The 14,699-nt window shown below is 66.9% G+C and carries 14 protein-coding genes; 2 read left to right on the top strand and 12 right to left on the bottom strand.

Going from position 1 to position 14,699, the window contains the following annotated elements:
• Positions 1 to 371: 371 nt before the first annotated feature.
• From AB4112_RS16435 to AB4112_RS16410, 6 genes are all read right to left on the bottom strand, one after another.
• On the bottom strand, positions 372 to 1,520 hold the full coding sequence (locus AB4112_RS16435; RefSeq protein ID WP_309793006.1) for a porin: 1,149 nt from the start codon (positions 1,518 to 1,520) through the stop codon (positions 372 to 374).
• Between the two features lie 620 nt (positions 1,521 to 2,140).
• The gene (locus tag AB4112_RS16430; RefSeq protein ID WP_309793007.1) at positions 2,141 to 2,911 is read right to left on the bottom strand and encodes an amino acid ABC transporter ATP-binding protein; all 771 of its coding nucleotides are present in this window, start codon (positions 2,909 to 2,911) and stop codon (positions 2,141 to 2,143) included.
• Positions 2,912 to 2,927: 16 nt separating this feature from the next.
• Positions 2,928 to 4,106, bottom strand: coding sequence for an amino acid ABC transporter permease (locus AB4112_RS16425; protein WP_309793008.1), 1,179 nt, complete (start codon positions 4,104 to 4,106; stop codon positions 2,928 to 2,930).
• A gap of 2 nt (positions 4,107 to 4,108) precedes the next feature.
• The gene (locus AB4112_RS16420; RefSeq protein WP_309793009.1) at positions 4,109 to 5,299 is read right to left on the bottom strand and encodes an amino acid ABC transporter permease; all 1,191 of its coding nucleotides are present in this window, start codon (positions 5,297 to 5,299) and stop codon (positions 4,109 to 4,111) included.
• A gap of 92 nt (positions 5,300 to 5,391) precedes the next feature.
• Positions 5,392 to 6,420 (bottom strand): amino acid ABC transporter substrate-binding protein, encoded by a 1,029-nt coding sequence (locus tag AB4112_RS16415; RefSeq protein ID WP_309793010.1) that lies wholly within the window; start codon positions 6,418 to 6,420, stop codon positions 5,392 to 5,394.
• A 339-nt stretch (positions 6,421 to 6,759) separates the two neighbouring features.
• Complete coding sequence (locus AB4112_RS16410) at positions 6,760 to 7,701, bottom strand: nucleoside hydrolase (protein WP_441721069.1); 942 nt, start codon at positions 7,699 to 7,701, stop codon at positions 6,760 to 6,762.
• A gap of 163 nt (positions 7,702 to 7,864) precedes the next feature.
• Here AB4112_RS16410 and AB4112_RS16405 point away from each other — a divergent pair, with 163 nt between their 5' ends.
• Positions 7,865 to 8,062, top strand: a complete 198-nt coding sequence (locus tag AB4112_RS16405; protein WP_309793012.1) for a hypothetical protein — start codon at positions 7,865 to 7,867, stop codon at positions 8,060 to 8,062.
• Between the two features lie 12 nt (positions 8,063 to 8,074).
• Here AB4112_RS16405 and AB4112_RS16400 read toward each other — a convergent pair whose 3' ends face one another.
• The 5 genes from AB4112_RS16400 to AB4112_RS16380 all read right to left on the bottom strand — a co-directional run bounded on the left by AB4112_RS16400 (position 8,075) and on the right by AB4112_RS16380 (position 13,427).
• Positions 8,075 to 8,584 (bottom strand): winged helix-turn-helix transcriptional regulator, encoded by a 510-nt coding sequence (locus AB4112_RS16400; protein ID WP_441721066.1) that lies wholly within the window; start codon positions 8,582 to 8,584, stop codon positions 8,075 to 8,077.
• A 287-nt stretch (positions 8,585 to 8,871) separates the two neighbouring features.
• Complete coding sequence (locus tag AB4112_RS16395; protein WP_441721063.1) at positions 8,872 to 9,957, bottom strand: ABC transporter ATP-binding protein; 1,086 nt, start codon at positions 9,955 to 9,957, stop codon at positions 8,872 to 8,874.
• A gap of 79 nt (positions 9,958 to 10,036) precedes the next feature.
• A complete protein-coding gene (locus tag AB4112_RS16390; protein ID WP_309793015.1) occupies positions 10,037 to 11,497 on the bottom strand; it encodes an extracellular solute-binding protein in 1,461 nt (486 codons plus the stop codon).
• 26 nt (positions 11,498 to 11,523) lie between these two features.
• The gene (locus AB4112_RS16385) at positions 11,524 to 12,561 is read right to left on the bottom strand and encodes a carbohydrate ABC transporter permease (RefSeq protein WP_441721059.1); all 1,038 of its coding nucleotides are present in this window, start codon (positions 12,559 to 12,561) and stop codon (positions 11,524 to 11,526) included.
• Positions 12,558 to 13,427: a carbohydrate ABC transporter permease gene (locus AB4112_RS16380; protein WP_441721056.1), complete on the bottom strand. Its 870-nt coding sequence runs from the start codon at positions 13,425 to 13,427 to the stop codon at positions 12,558 to 12,560. Before AB4112_RS16380 ends, AB4112_RS16385 begins: the two co-directional genes overlap by 4 nt.
• Before the next feature lie 117 nt (positions 13,428 to 13,544).
• Between AB4112_RS16380 and AB4112_RS16375 the strand changes: the two genes are divergently transcribed.
• The gene (locus AB4112_RS16375; RefSeq protein WP_441721053.1) at positions 13,545 to 14,258 is read left to right on the top strand and encodes an HAD family hydrolase; all 714 of its coding nucleotides are present in this window, start codon (positions 13,545 to 13,547) and stop codon (positions 14,256 to 14,258) included.
• A 20-nt stretch (positions 14,259 to 14,278) separates the two neighbouring features.
• Here the strand turns inward: AB4112_RS16375 and rnk are convergent, their stop codons facing one another.
• On the bottom strand, positions 14,279 to 14,689 hold the full coding sequence (gene rnk / locus AB4112_RS16370) for a nucleoside diphosphate kinase regulator (protein WP_309793020.1): 411 nt from the start codon (positions 14,687 to 14,689) through the stop codon (positions 14,279 to 14,281).
• Positions 14,690 to 14,699: the final 10 nt, after the last annotated feature.

The raw sequence follows: 14,699 nt of genomic DNA, 5'->3' as shown, positions 1-14,699 counted from the left end.
ACATCGAAAAACGCCTCTCCGGGCAGGCGCCGGCCTTCGCCGCTGGGGCGTGGCGGGTGCCCTGCGTGGGAACCTTACCCGGAAGGAGTGCGGAAAGTTAATCCGCTCCTTGGTGCCAAAGCAACCGTAATATACATACATGTATGTATGCAATATGAGTCCGGGCTTGGCCTGAAATGAAAAGGGGCGGCTCAGCGAGCCGCCCCAATGGAACCAGGCAATAAAAAAGGATGCGCGGCCTGCAGACCGCGCATCCTCCTTCGACCGGACGTGACCTTTCAGCCTTCGAGGGGACGAGACAGAGACCGTTAGGAGTGGTCTGTCACGCCCGGTCTTCCCGGACCAACCGTCCGGACGGGTCTTCCTGGGCCTCAGAAGGCCAGGTTGATGCCCGTCAGCAGGTTGGCATTCTCGAACTCCGAGCCCGTGCGGAAATTCTGGCGCTCGTAGATGACTTCCGCGTAGGTGTTCAGGCCCGGCGCGACGGTGTAGGTCAGGTTCACACCGGCGATGTGGTTGTCCCGCAGGTCCTGGCCGTCGCCGTCGCCCGAGGCCGCATTGAGGCCGTTGTGGCTGCCGGCCCAGGTGTAGGCGTAGGACACGGAGGCCAGGAACGGACCCCAGGTGTAGCTCAGGTCGCCGATGACGGTGTCGACGGACTTGTCGGTCGCGAAGAAGCTGGCGTTGTGGGTCCAGTTCACGCTGGCCGCGATGCCGCCGGACCGGACCCGGCCACCGAGGGTGTAGACCTCGAGGTCGTGATTCTCGGGGTTGTTGGCGGTGGTCACGCCGTTACCGTAGGCGGCGGTGCCGGCCAGCAACACGTTGAGGCCGTCGAAATCCTGCGTCCAGTTCACGCCGCCGGTGACGACGTTCTCGTAGATCGTGCTGTCGTCGTTGATCAGGTCGTTCACGCCGCCGGAGCCGGCATGGGCTGCGCCACCGACCACGGGGGTGAAGTCGACGCCGAAGCTGAAGCCGTTGATCGTCGGCGAGATGTACTTGATGCGGGTGTCCTGGTTGGTCAGGCCCGCGAGGTAGGTGGCGTCGATCGAGTAGAAGTTCATGCCGCCCTGGGCGATATTGTCGCCGTCGAGCAGGTCGCCGAAGTCGCCGCCGCCGGCGCCGCGTTCCCCGGCCAGTTCGTCATGCGCGTAGATGTAGCCGATGTCGTCGGCCACCGTCGGCGCGTTACCGAAGGTGATCGTGCCGAAGCCGCCCTTCACGTACACATAGGTACGGGTGACCTTGACGCCGGCATCGCGGTTGACGTCGTTGAAGCGGATGCGGGCACCGTATTCGAGGCCGGAATCGGTGACGTTCTTGATGTCGAAGACCAGTCGCGCGTTGGTCTGGAAATCATAGTCGCGATCGAAGTTGTCGCTGCGGGTGTCGGTCAGCGACAGCGAGCCCTGGAACGCGACGAAACCGCTGATCTTGACCTGCAGTTCAGCCGAGGCGGAGGCCGAGGCCAACGCAACTGCCACCAGCGCCGTGGTGCCGATAAGTACCTTCTTCATCTTCCCTCCTCTGCCCCGCATCTCTGTGAGGCTATTCGCTCTGGACGCCTGTCGGCCCGTCTGCTTGCCCTGGCCTAGGCAGTTTGCCGGAACCCCGGGCAAGAACCCGGCCTCGAAAGCCGGGTGATGGCGGTCGTGTCGAAAGCGAGTCCCCCGAAACGGCGCCGATCTGTGTCATCAAAAGCACCATCCGGATCGGCCTTACCCACCCACCGAATGACGTCCCTCTGATGTGCCGGACGTTAGTCCCGCGCTGGGAAGTGGAGCAATGGGATTATACATCCAAGAATGTATGTAAGATGAAATAGCAACGATGTGTGGCGAACCGGCAACACTGACGGTTACCCGAATGGCATCATCCGATTTCTGGCTGAATCAGAAGGGCCGCGTCCCTGCCGGCACCGGCCGCGAGGGAGCTGTCGAATTCCAGCCACGCTGGGATCCGGAGTCGCGCTTGATTCCGGTCGTCATGACCGGTGGCTCGAAACGGCGGGGTCGCACAGGCAGGCTATGCGGGGGGATCGACCGCCACGACGGCAACGCACGTCAGGCGGAGCGGAGGCCGGCCCATTCCGGACCGAACCCAGGGGCGCCGCCGACTCGGCGACGCCCCGGCACGGTCAATGCGCCAGGATCTGGCTCAGGAACAGCTTGGTGCGGTCCGACTTCGGGTTCTTGAAGAACTCTTCCGGCTCGTTCTGTTCGACGATCTGGCCGCGGTCCATGAAGATCACCCGGTTCGCCACGGTCCGCGCGAAGCCCATCTCATGGGTGACGCAGATCATGGTGATGCCCTCGCGGGCCAGCTCGATCATCACGTCGAGCACTTCCTTGATCATCTCGGGGTCCAGCGCCGAGGTCGGCTCGTCGAACAGCAGGATCTTCGGCTTCATGCACAGCGAGCGGGCGATCGCCACGCGCTGCTGCTGGCCGCCGGAAAGCTGGCCCGGATATTTCCCGGCCTGTTCGGGGATCTTGACCCGACTGAGGAAGTACATCGCCGTCTCCTCGGCCTCCTTCTTCGGGATCTTGCGAACCCAGATCGGGGCCAGGGTCAGGTTCTCCAGCACGGTCAGGTGCGGGAACAGGTTGAACTGCTGGAACACCATGCCGACCTCGCGGCGGATGGCGTCAATGTTCTTCACATCGTTGGTCAGCTCGATCTTGTCGACGATGATCGAGCCCTTCTGATGCTCCTCCAGCCGGTTGAGGCAGCGGATCAGGGTCGATTTGCCGGAGCCCGAGGGCCCGCAGATCACGACCTTCTCGCCCCTCTCGACGGCGAGGTTGATGTCCCGGAGGACATGGAACTCACCGTACCATTTGTTGACCCCGGACATCTGGATCAGCACGTCCGGTTCGGTGGCGGCGGGCGCCGGTGTTGCGGCCATTTTCAGTCTCCCTGTCTCAGCGACGGCGCGTGCCGATGTTCAGATACCTCTCCAGGTGCTGCGAGTATTTCGACATGGAGAAGCAGAACACGAAGAACAGCAGCGAAACGAACAGATAGGCTTCCTTGTAGAACGGCCCCCAGATCGAGTCGGACAGGCCAAGCCGGGCGGCGCCGAGCAGGTCGAACAGGCCGACCATGATCACCAGCGTCGTGTCCATGAAGGACCCGATGAAGGTGTTGACCAGGGCCGGGATCGAGATCCGCAGCGCCTGCGGCAGGATGATCAGCCGCTGCTTCTGCCAATAGCTCAGGCCGAGGCTGTCGGCCGCCTCGAACTGGCCCTTGGGGATCGACTGCAGCCCGCCGCGCACCACCTCGGCCAGATAGGCGGCGGTGAACATGATGATCGCCACCTGGGCGCGCAGCAGGTAGTTGAAGTTCCAGCCCTCGGGCAGGAACAGCGGGAACATCACCGAGGCCATGAACAGCACGGTGATCAGCGGCACGCCGCGCACCAGTTCGATGTAGGTGACGCACAGCGTCCGGATCGCCGGCATGTTCGACCGGCGGCCGAGCGCCAGCAGGATCGAGAACGGGAAGGCCAGGGCCAGGCCGATCATCGACAGGCCCATGGTCAGCGGCAGGCCGCCCCATTTCCCGGTCTCGACCAGCGTCATGCCGGGGATCGGGATTTCGAGGAAGCCGAGCGGGATGGCCCCGTACATCAGCGTGATGGCCGCGACGATCACGACCACCCAGGCGACGATCAGCCGCTTGCCCCAGAACCGCCGGACGGTGCTGCTGACGGCAAGGCCGAGCAGCAGCAGCATGGCCAGGATCGGCCGCCAATATTCGTCGAACGGGTAGAGGCCGAAGAAGATCAGCCGGTACTTCTCGTTGACGAAGGCCCAGCACGCCCCCGTCGCGGCCCGGCAGGCGGCGACGACATCGGCCGGCGTCTGGTCCGGTGTCGCCGGCCCCCACACCGGGTCGATGAACGCCCAGGAGATGAAGGGCGGGATCAACCGGATCGCGAGGTAGGCGATCACCACGGTCAGGACGATGTTGTACCAGGTGCTGAACAGGTTGTGCCGGACCCAGGCGATCGGCCCGGTGGTCGAGCCGGGCGGCGGCTCGGCCGGGATCTCCCGGGTGGCGACGAAGGGTTCGGTGAAGGAGTGAGTCGCCGCCATGATCAGCGCTCCCGCAGCGACATGCGCCGGTTGTAGATGTTCATGCCGATCGAGATCGACAGGCTGATGAACAGATAGACCGCCATGAAGATCGAGATCGCCTCGACCACCTGGCCGGTCTGGTTGCCGATGGTGTTGCCGATCGACACCAGCTCGGGATAGCCGATCACCACCGCGAGCGAGCTGTTCTTGGTGATGTTGAGGTATTGGCTGGTCATCGGCGGGATGATCATGCGCAGCGCCTGCGGCAGGATGATCCGGCGCAACGTGACCCCGGAATGCAGGCCGAGCGCGCGGGCCGCCTCGGTCTGGCCATGCGAGACGGCGAGGATGCCGCCGCGCACGATCTCGGCGATGAAGCTGGCGGTGTAGACGGTCAGGCCCAGCAGCATCGCCGCGAATTCCGGCGAAAGCGTCCAGCCCCCCGAGAAGTTGAAGCCCTTCAGCTCGGGGATCTCGAACGCCGCTGGCGCACCGCCGGCCAGCCAGACCACCAGCGGCAGGCCGATGAACAGGGCCAGCCCGACCCAGAAGCTGTGGAACGGCTGCCCGGTCGCCGCCTGGCGCTGGCGGGCCCAGCGGGCGATGCCCCAGCCGATGACCAGCGCCACCAGCGCGGCGATCAGGACCCAGACGAAGATCGGGTTGTCCTCGATCGACGGCACCTGGATGCCGCGATTGCTGATGAAGACGCCGGGCACCGGGTTCGCCGCCTGGCGCGGGGCCGGGGCGCTGACCCGGATCAGCCCGGCCCAGAGCAGCAGCTGGACGGTCAGCGGGATGTTGCGCACCAGGTCGACATAGCCGGCGGCCAGCTTGGCCACCAGCCAGTTCGAGGACAGCCGGCTGACGCCGACGACGACTCCCAGCAAGGTCGCCAGGATGATGCCGAGAATGGACACCTTGAGCGTGTTCACCAGCCCGACCAGGAAGGCGCGGGAATAGGGATCGCTGGGCGTGTAGGAAATCGGCGTCTCGGCGATGGCGAAGCCGGCCTCACGGTTGAGGAAGCCGTATCCCGTCGCGATGCCGCGAACCTCGCGGTTGTGGATCAGGTTCGACACCAGGAACCAGCCGACGCCGATCACCACCAGCAGAAGGACGACCTGGTAAAAAATCGAACGGAGCCTCGGGTCGTTGAAGGCCGATCCACGGCGCACGGCAGTTCCTGCCGCGGCAACGTCCATGGTCATTGCGTCACACCTCGTTCAAACCGCCCTGTCGCTTCTTTTCGGCCTGAAACAACACCGCCGGCCCGTTTCGGGGCCGGCGGCTTGATCGTCCGTTAACGGATCGGAGGCGCGTATTGCAGGCCGCCCTGGGTCCACAGCGCGTTCAGGCCGCGCTTCAGCCCCAGCGTCGTCTTCTCGCCGACATTGCGCTCGAACATCTCGCCGTAATTGCCGACCTGCTTGATGGCGTTGTAGGCCCAGGTCTCCGGCAGGCCGAGCGCCTCGCCCATGCCCGGGGTCTTGCCCAGCAGGCGCTGGATCGTCGGGTCCGGCGAATCCGCGAAGCTGTCGATGTTCGCGCTGGTGACGCCGCTTTCTTCCGCCTGGAGCTGGGCGTTGAACACCCAGCGGGTGATGTTGGCCCATTGCGGGTCGCCCTGGCGGACGCCGATGGCCAGCGGCTCCTTCGAGATGATCTCGGGCAGGATGATGTAGTCGTCCGGCTTCGGCGCCTTGGCGGCGCGGGTCGCGGCAAGGCCGGAGGCGTCGGTGGTGTAGGCATCGCAGCGGCCGGAGAAGAAGGCGGATTCGACATCTTCCAGCTTCTCGATGACCACCGGCTTGAACTCGAGCTTGTTGGCCCGGAACCAGTCGGTCAGGTTCAGCTCGGTGGTGGTGCCGGGCTGGACGCAGATGGTGGCGCCGTTGAGGTCCTTGGCGCTGGTGACGCCGAGCGACTTGGCCACCATGAAGCCCTGGCCGTCATAGAAGTTGACGGCGGTGAAGTCGAGGCCGAGCGAGGTGTTGCGCGACAGCGACCAGGTCGTGTTGCGGGCCAGCACATCGACTTCGCCCGACTGCAGGGCGGTGAAGCGCACCTGGGCGTTGAGCGGCGTGAACTTGACCTTTTCGGCGTCGCCGAACACCGCGGCGGCGAGGGCGCGGCAGGTGTCGACGTCGATCCCGGTCCACTTGCCCTGGCTGTCCGGCAGCGCGAAGCCGGCGAGGCCGGTGTTCACGCCGCACTGGATGAAGCCGCGCTGCTTGACGGCGTCGAAGGTCGCACCGGCCTGGGCCGAGGCGGCGAAGCCTGCCGCGACAACGGCCGCAACGCCCGCGGCGAGCAGAGTACGAAAATTCATGAAACCTCCCCTTATGGCTCCAGCATTCGCCGAAGCGAAACCGCAGATCGTCCCGGCGGCATACCGCCGCCGGGGGAGAGCCATTAGAATGAACATTCCCGAGGAATGCACGGCATTTTTGCTACCCCCTCAATCACGACCGGAATGGGCGGAATGCTTTCCGAATAATCATCCGACCAATCCAGACAAGCACAGTTGCCGGTTCTTTCGGCAACCCAGGCTTTGCCCTGCCCGAACCCTGGACGGGGGGTGGATCGGCCGGCCATCCCATCCGGGACCGGATGTATCGCGACAATCGCCAAGAAGAAGCGTCGGGCCGGTCCAACGCCGCCTCCGTGGTCAACGCAGCAGGCCGTCCATGAAGCCGGCGACGAGGCGTTCGCGGTCGATCCGCGTCGCCACCCGGATGACGGGCCGGCTCGCAGCATCCGGCTCCTCGGGATAGCCGCGACGGTCGGCCAGGGTCATGCCGCGCGTCAGGTCGCCGCCGAGCTCGACCCGCACCGCCCAGTCGGCGTAGTCGGCCAGGCCGGGATCGACCAGCAGCATCGCCGCGGCCGGATCATGCAGGGCGCAGCCGCGCACGCCGTGGCGGCTGTGATAGAAGCCGGTGTAGTGCTGCAGGATCGACCAGGCGAAGCGCCCGCGCGGGCGGCCGTCGGCCTCGATCCGCGCCAGCTCCGCCTCGCCGAGCCAGGCAGTCATGGTGACGTCGAGCCCGACCAGGACGACCGGCCAGGCGGCGGCGAACACCGCCTCCGCCGCTTCCGGATCGTGGAAGATGTTGGCCTCGGCCGCGGCGGTGATGTTGCCGGGCACCGTCACCGCGCCACCCATCACCACCACCCGCTCGACCAGCTGCGGCAGGTCGGGTTCGAGATGCAGCGCCAGCGCCAGGTTGGTCAGCGGGCCGGTGGCCAGGATGGTGCAGGCCCCGGGTTCGGCGCGCACCAGCCGGACCAGCTGCTCCGCCGCCGTCTCGGCCGCGAAGGGGCGCAGCGGCGCGCCGGGGCCGTAGCCGCCGAGGCCGTCATCGCCATGGACATGGCCGCTGATGCTGACCGGCTGGGCCAGCGGTGCCTCGGCCCCGACCGCGACCGGCACATGGCTTAGCCCGACGAGGTCGAAGACATGCTGGGCGTTGGCCGCGGCGACCGTGGCGTGGGCGTTGCCATGAACGCTGCCGAGGGCCGCGATCTCGATGCCCGGCCGGTCGGCCAGCCACAGGATGGCCAGCGCGTCGTCGATGCCGACATCGCAGTCGAGAATGATCTTGGACATCGCAGCACCGTCCTTCCGGTCGAACCCTATTGGCGAAAGCCGGCGACCATAACGCCGCGGTTGCCGGGGAGAAAGCGCGTTGCGGGAGGCGCCGGGCTGGATGCCCGCCGCGGTCCGTGCCACTCTCCCCGCCCCTGCCCTGCCCTGCCTCCCCTGGAGATCCATGCCGACGCCGCAAGCGCATCCCTGGCTCGAACCGCTCTGGGTCCGGCTGCTGATCATCGTGCTGCTGATCGCGGCGCTGACGGCGGAGGTCCTGTGGCTGCAGGACCATCTGTGGCTCTTCCTCTGGGGCGGCGCCCTGGTCTATGCGATCTGGGACTTCTTCCTGCGCGGCGTCTACGGCCGGCCGAAGGCTTAGTAGGCGGCGGGATCAGGCCGCCGCACCGCCCTCGCTGTCGCGGACGGCCTCGTAGGCCTTCTGCAGGCGTTCGCCGACGCTGGGTCCGCGGGCCGGGTGGGGCAGGCCGAGATGGGCCGCGCGCAGCTCGTCCATGAATTCGGCCCAGAGGTCAGGCCCGCCCTCCTCCAGCAGCTGGGCTCGGATCGACAGCTCCGGCGTCGCCGGCGTGTGCCGCCGGCCCCAGGCGCCCATATGGGCCAGCAGCGGCACCAGCTGGATCGCCTTCTCGGTCAGGCTGTAGATCGCCTTCTGCTTGTGGCTGGCGTCGTCGGCCCGGGTCAGGAAGCCCGATTCGGTCAACCGCTTCAGCCGGTCGGCCAGGATGTTGGAGGCGATGCCCTCCTCCGACCGGGTCAGCAGCTCGCGGAAATGCCGGCGGCCACCGAACATCATGTCGCGGATCACCAGCAGGCTCCAGCGGTCGCCCAGGGCCTCGAGGGTGAGATTGATCGGACAGCCGGATCGCGGTTCGCTGCTCATGAGGGTCGCTCCATTCCGATTGTAATATGCAACCGGAATGATCGAGGTGCAACCAGTTGTTATAAGAAACCACACGCAGCGCCGAGGAAAGCCGACCGGATCCCTTTCCGTCTTGGGCCGGGACCTTAATGGCTTGCCGGAATCCGTCTTGGCCTGCGTCTCGTGATAGGCGCGCAGCCGGCGGAAGACATCCCGGGCCGGTACGCTCGGCTTCGGATCGGCGAAAGACTCGTCGACCTTCTGCTTCAGCCCCGCGTTGATCCCGGTTTCCTCTCGGTCGGGCACCCTCACACCGCCTGGCCGCCGGCCGTCTCGAACAGGTGCAGCCGTTCCGGGTCGAAGCTGATCGTGGTCGGCTCGTCCGGCCGGGCCGGGAAATGGGCGTCGACCTGGGCGGTGAAGCGGCCGCCCGCGACTTCGCCCAGGATCAGGGTGTGGGCGCCCAGCGGCTCGATCACCCGGGGCATGATCGGCAGCGTGACCGGCCCGGCGTCGCCGCCCGCCACATGCTCCGGCCGCAGGCCGATGGTGACGGCAAGGCCGTCGCGCCCGGCCAGCGCGGCGCGCTTGGCCGCGGGCACCGGCAGCACCGTGCCGTCCGCCAGCCGCAGCCCCGGCGTACCGCCATTGGCGACCAGGGTCGCGGGCAAAAAATTCATGCTGGGCGCGCCGATGAAGGCGGCGACGAACAGGTTGGCCGGGGTCTCGTACAGTGTCAGCGGCTCGGCCGCCTGCTCGATCCGGCCCTGGTTCATCACCACCACCCGGTCGGCCATGGTCATGGCCTCGACCTGGTCATGGGTGACGTAGACGATGGTGGTCTGCAGCCGCCGGTGCAGCGCCTTGATCTCGGCCCGCATCTCGATGCGCAGCTTGGCGTCGAGGTTGGACAGCGGCTCGTCGAACAGGAACACATCGGGGTCGCGGACGATGGCGCGGCCGATGGCGACGCGCTGGCGCTGGCCGCCCGAGAGCTGCTTCGGCCGGCGGTCGAGATAGGGGTCGAGGCCGAGGATGCGCGCGGCGTTGGCGATCTTGGCCTCGATCTCGGCCTTCGGCTCGCGCCGCACCTTCATGCCGTAGCCGATGTTCTCCCGCACGCTCATATGCGGGTAGAGGGCATAGTTCTGGAACACCATGGCGCAGTTGCGCAGGCCGGGCCGCAGCTGGGTGACGTCGCGGTCGCCGATCCGGATGGCGCCGCCGGTGGTGGGCTCCAGCCCGGCGATCATGCGCAGGGTGGTGGTCTTGCCGCAGCCGGACGGGCCGACCAGCACCACGAATTCGCGGTCCGCGATCTCGAGGTCGAGCGACGGGATGACAGGGACGTCGCCGTAGTTCTTGGTCACGGCTTCGAGTGTGACGCGGGCCATGCTGTCCTTGCGGGTCTGGAACCGTGGGCCTCGGTGCGGGTCCCCGCCACGAACGGTGCGGCGGGGACCCGGCTGCCGTCTACTTCTTCAGGGGCGGCAGGCCCATCGAGGCGCGATAGGCGGCAAGCTGGGTGTCGCGGCCGAACTCGTCGGTCAGCTTGTTCCATTCGGTCGCGATGGTGTCGAGCGCCTGCTGCGCCGTCTCCTGCCCCGCCAGCGCCTTGGACAGCTCGATCTCCAGCACTTCGGTGTAGGAGAAGTAGCCGGGGATGCGCATGTCGAGCGCGACGTTCTTGGCCTCCAGGCTGCCGCGCTGGGCGGCGAGATACTCGTCCGCCTCCTCCTTGGTCATCTTGGCCAGCCAGCGGTCCGGCACGAAATGGCTGAGGCGGTAGGGGTTGACGCCGGAGCCGCCGGTCACCGTGGCGATGCCGCTGTTCTCCGGGTTCGAGACCCATTCGACGAAGTTCCAGGACGCCTCGACATTCTTGCCGGCCGAGGGCACCGCCGCCTGCCAGCCGCCGAAGGCCATGAAGGGCGAGAACACCGGCTGGTCGGTCTTCTCCCAATCCTTGGTCTTGTGGTTCCAGATCTCGGTCGACCCCGGGGTCAGGGCCGAGCCGACATGGCCGGCGACCTGGCTCTGGGTCTTGTCGGAGGCGATGACGCCGGTGTCGCCCCAGTCGAAGTTCATCGCCACCTGGCCGCCGGCGAAGGCGGTGCGGATGTCGCCCGAGGAGAAGTTGAGCGCGCCCGGCGGCGAGAACTTCACCGACTTGATGTAGTCGTCCAGCGCCCGCACCCAGCCCGGGTTGTTGACCGCGGCGTCCATCGTCTCCGGGTCGAAGAACATGCTGCCGGGGTTCTGCGGGTCGTTGGTGTAGCTGGCGGCGTGGGTGAAGAAGAACCAGAACTGCTGGCCGCCGCGCCGGAACGCCTCCGCCGTGCCCCACAGCTTCTGGTCGGGCCGGGTGAAGAACTCGGCGATGTCGTAGTATTCCTTCCAGGTCTTCGGCACCGCCAGGTCGTAGCCGTACTTGGCCTTGAACGCCGCCTGCTCCTTCGGGTCGTCGAACAGATCCTTGCGGTAGGACAGGGTGTGCAGGTCGCCGTCGATGGTCTGCGACAGGTGCTTGCCGTCCCACACCATCAGCCGGTCGCGATAGACCGGGGCGATGTCCTCCCAATCCTTGCCCTCGCGCACCGAGGCCGGCATCTCCGACAGGTAGGGTGCGAAATCCGGCATCCAGGCCGGAGCGAAGGTGATGATGTCGAAGGTCGATTCCCCGGCGGTCATCGCCGTCAGGTATTTCGGATACAGCTCGCCGAACGGGAACTCCACGACATTGACCTTGCCGCAGGTCTTCTGCTCCCAGGTCTTGGCCGCCATCTGCACCGCCAGGGCGATGAAGGGGCCGGTCTGCGACCCCGCGGTCAGGGTCACGCCGGTGTAGTCGGGGTCGCAGGCCGCCGCGGCCGGCCCGGCCAGCGCCGCCGCCAGCGTCAGCGCACCGGCGGTTGCAAGAAGCATGGTCTTCATTGTTGTTCTCCCTCCCTGTCGCGCGATCATCGGATGCTGCCCAGCAGCAGGCCCGATCGCATGAGCCTGGCCAGGAGGACGGCCATCACCATCATCGGGGCGATCGAGACCATGGCGGCGACCGAGATCGCCCACCATTCGTCGCCGCGATAGGAGTTCTGCCCCGACAGCAGGATCGGCAGGGTCTGCCAGCTTCCCGCGGTCAGCAGCAGCGAGAACAGGAACTCGTTCCAGACGAAGCTGAGCGTGATCATCGCCGTGGCGATCAGCCCCGGCCGCGCCATCGGCAGCACGATCTCGAAGAAGATGCGGATCCGCGGCACGTCGTCGACCAGCGCCGCCTCCTCGATCTCGACCGGCAGCGCCTGGAAGAAGTCGCGCATCAGCCAGACCACGATCGGCAGCGAGAAGGCGGTGTAGCACAGCACCATGCCCCAGTAGCTGTCGAGCAGCGGGAAGCCGGCCTTGCCGACTTCGGAATAGAGCAGGTAGAGCGCGAAGGCGGTGACGATCGGCGGGGACATGCGCTGGCTGACGAACCAGAACACCACGTCGTCATTGCCCAGGACCGGCCCGGGCAGGCGCAGGCGGTTCAGCAGCATCGACACGGCGAGGGCCAGCACCAGGGCGCCGCCCAGCGCCGGCAGCCGCTTCAGCCCCAGCACGTTGCCCAGCAGCAGGAAGGCGCCAATGGCGACCACCGCGAAGGACAGGCCGGCCAGCAGCCGCACCTGGAACGGGAAGCGCACCAGCGCATAGGCGGCCATCGACCCCAGCAGCACCGACAGCGCGGTCGCCGACACCGCGATCAGGGTCGAGTTGACGAAGGGGGTGATGAAGTCGCCACGCAGGCCGGACCAGGCGTCGACCCAGGCCTGGACCGTGGGCTGGAAGTCGATCCAGGGCAGGTAGGTCGGCCCGCCATTGACCGCGGTCGGCGGCTTGAACGAGGTGATCAGCGTCCAGTAGACCGGGAACAGCGTGACCAGGAACCACCCCAGGCACAGCAGGAAGACGAAGCCGCGCCTGAGGCCGCCGCCGTTGATGCCCTGGGCGCCGCTCATCGCTGCTTCTCCAGATGCGGCTTGAGAATGGCGAGGTAGATTGTGCCGAAGATGGTGATCACGATCAGGAACAGGAAGCTGAGCGCCGAGGTGTAGCCCAGGTTGAACTTCTTGAACCCCTCCTGATAGGCGAACAGGGTCAGGGTCTCGGTCGACACGCCAGGCCCGCCGCCGGTCAGCACGAACACGGTGTCGATGATCTTGAAGCTCTCGATGATGCGGATGAAAATCACGGCGGCCGAGATCGGCAGCAGCATCGGGAAGGTGATGCCCCAGAACTGCTGCCAGCTGCTGGCGTTCTCCAGCTGCGCCGCCTCGTAGACGTCCTGCGGCAGGCTCTGCAGCCCGGCCAGCAGCATCAGGATGACGAAGGGCGTCCACTGCCAGACCTCGACCGCGATGATGGTGCCCAGGGCCCAGGTCGCATCGGTCAGGAACGGCAGGTTGGGCAGGCCGAACTGGGTGAACAGGTCGTTGACCGGCCCGACGGTCGAATGGAACAGCATGCGCCCGACCAGCGACACCGCGATCGGCGCCATCAGCATCGGCAGCAGGAAGCCGACGCGGAACAGACGTTCGCCGGGAATCTTGCTATGCAGCGCGAGCGCAACAGCAAAGCCGAGGACGTACTGGATCGAGACCGAGACGAACACGATGATCGAGGTCGTCTGGACGGTGGCCCAGAAGCGCGGATTGGCGAGCAGCGACGTGTAGTTGTCGAAGCCGACGAAGCGCGGCGGCAGCGGCGGCACCAGCCGCATGCTCTGGAAGCTGATGGTGAACGAATAGATCAGCGGAAAGATGCCGACCAGGAGGACGACGAGGAAGGCCGGCCAGATGAAGACATGCTTGATCGGCTCTCGCAACGCCCCTATCCCCCCGATCGCCGGCGGTCCTTGCCTTCCGGTCTCGTTGACTTGTCGTACGTTATGGTAAGACCGCCCTGTCGCGCAACCGGGCGGACGGAAGTGGAGAGAGACCCGATGGATACCGTCGACCCCGTGCAGATCGCCCTACCCGTCTCTTTCGGGACCGGCGTGTCGGCGGTAATCTTCGACTGCGACGGCGTGCTGGTCGACAGCGAGTTCGTGGCCTGCCGTGCGGTGGCCGAGCTGATCGCGCATTTCGAGCCGCGGGCGCCGGTCGAGGAACTGGTCGAACAGCTGGTCGGCACCCCCGACACCTACATCCTGCGCCAGGTGGCGGAGCGCTTCGGCACGGTGTTCCCGGACGACATCGGCCAGCGCATGGTGCGGGTGATCGACGACGCGCTGGCCCAGGGCCTCGACGCCATTCCGGGGGTGCGCCCGGCGCTGGAGGGCCTGGCCCTGCCGATGGCGGTGGCGTCGAACAGCCATGCCGCCCGGGTCCGCCGCTCGCTCGAGATCGCCGGGATCTCGCATCTCTTCGGCGACCACGTCTACACGCCGGAGATGGTGGCGCTGCCGAAGCCGGCACCCGACCTCTATCTGCATGCGGCCAGGCGCCTGGGCATAGACCCGCGGCATTGCCTGGTGATCGAGGACAGCGTGCCCGGCACCACCGCCGGCGTCGCCGCCGGCATGCGGGTGATCGGCTTCCTCGGCGGCCGCCACATCCGCGACGGCCATGCCGAGCGGCTGCGCGCCGCCGGCGCCGGGCTGATCTGCCCGCACATGGACGACCTCGCGGGGCTGGTCGCAGGCCTCAGGGCCTGACCGCCAGCCCCCGACGGGGGTCAGGCGGCGGCCTGCGCCCGCTCGATCTTGGTCACGGTGAGGTTGCGCGGCTTGCCGGACGGGGTGACCCAGGTGATGGTCTGGCCGCGACGCAGGCCGATCAGCGCGACGCCGACCGGGGTCAGCACCGACAGGCGCCCGGCCTCGATGTCGGCCTCCTCCGGATACACCAGCGTGACGGTGTGCTCGTCCCCGGTCTCGGCGTCGCGGTAGCTGACGGTCGAATGCATCTGCACGACGCCCTTGGCCGCGGCCGCGTCGATGATCTGGGCGCGCTCCAGCTCGTCCGCCAGGAAGTCGGCGATCGCCGGGAAAGCATCTGCCGCGGCGTCGGCCAGCGCGGCGAGACGGTCGAAGTCGCCGGCGGTGACGTGAATCTCGGGGCGCTTCGGCAGGCTGCTGCGGGACATGTTGTTTTTC

This window comes from Inquilinus sp. 2KB_23, from assembly GCF_052115705.1.
Taxonomy (GTDB): Bacteria; Pseudomonadota; Alphaproteobacteria; order DSM-16000; family Inquilinaceae; genus Inquilinus; species Inquilinus ginsengisoli_A.
This window is presented reverse-complemented; position numbering and strand designations above follow the sequence as displayed.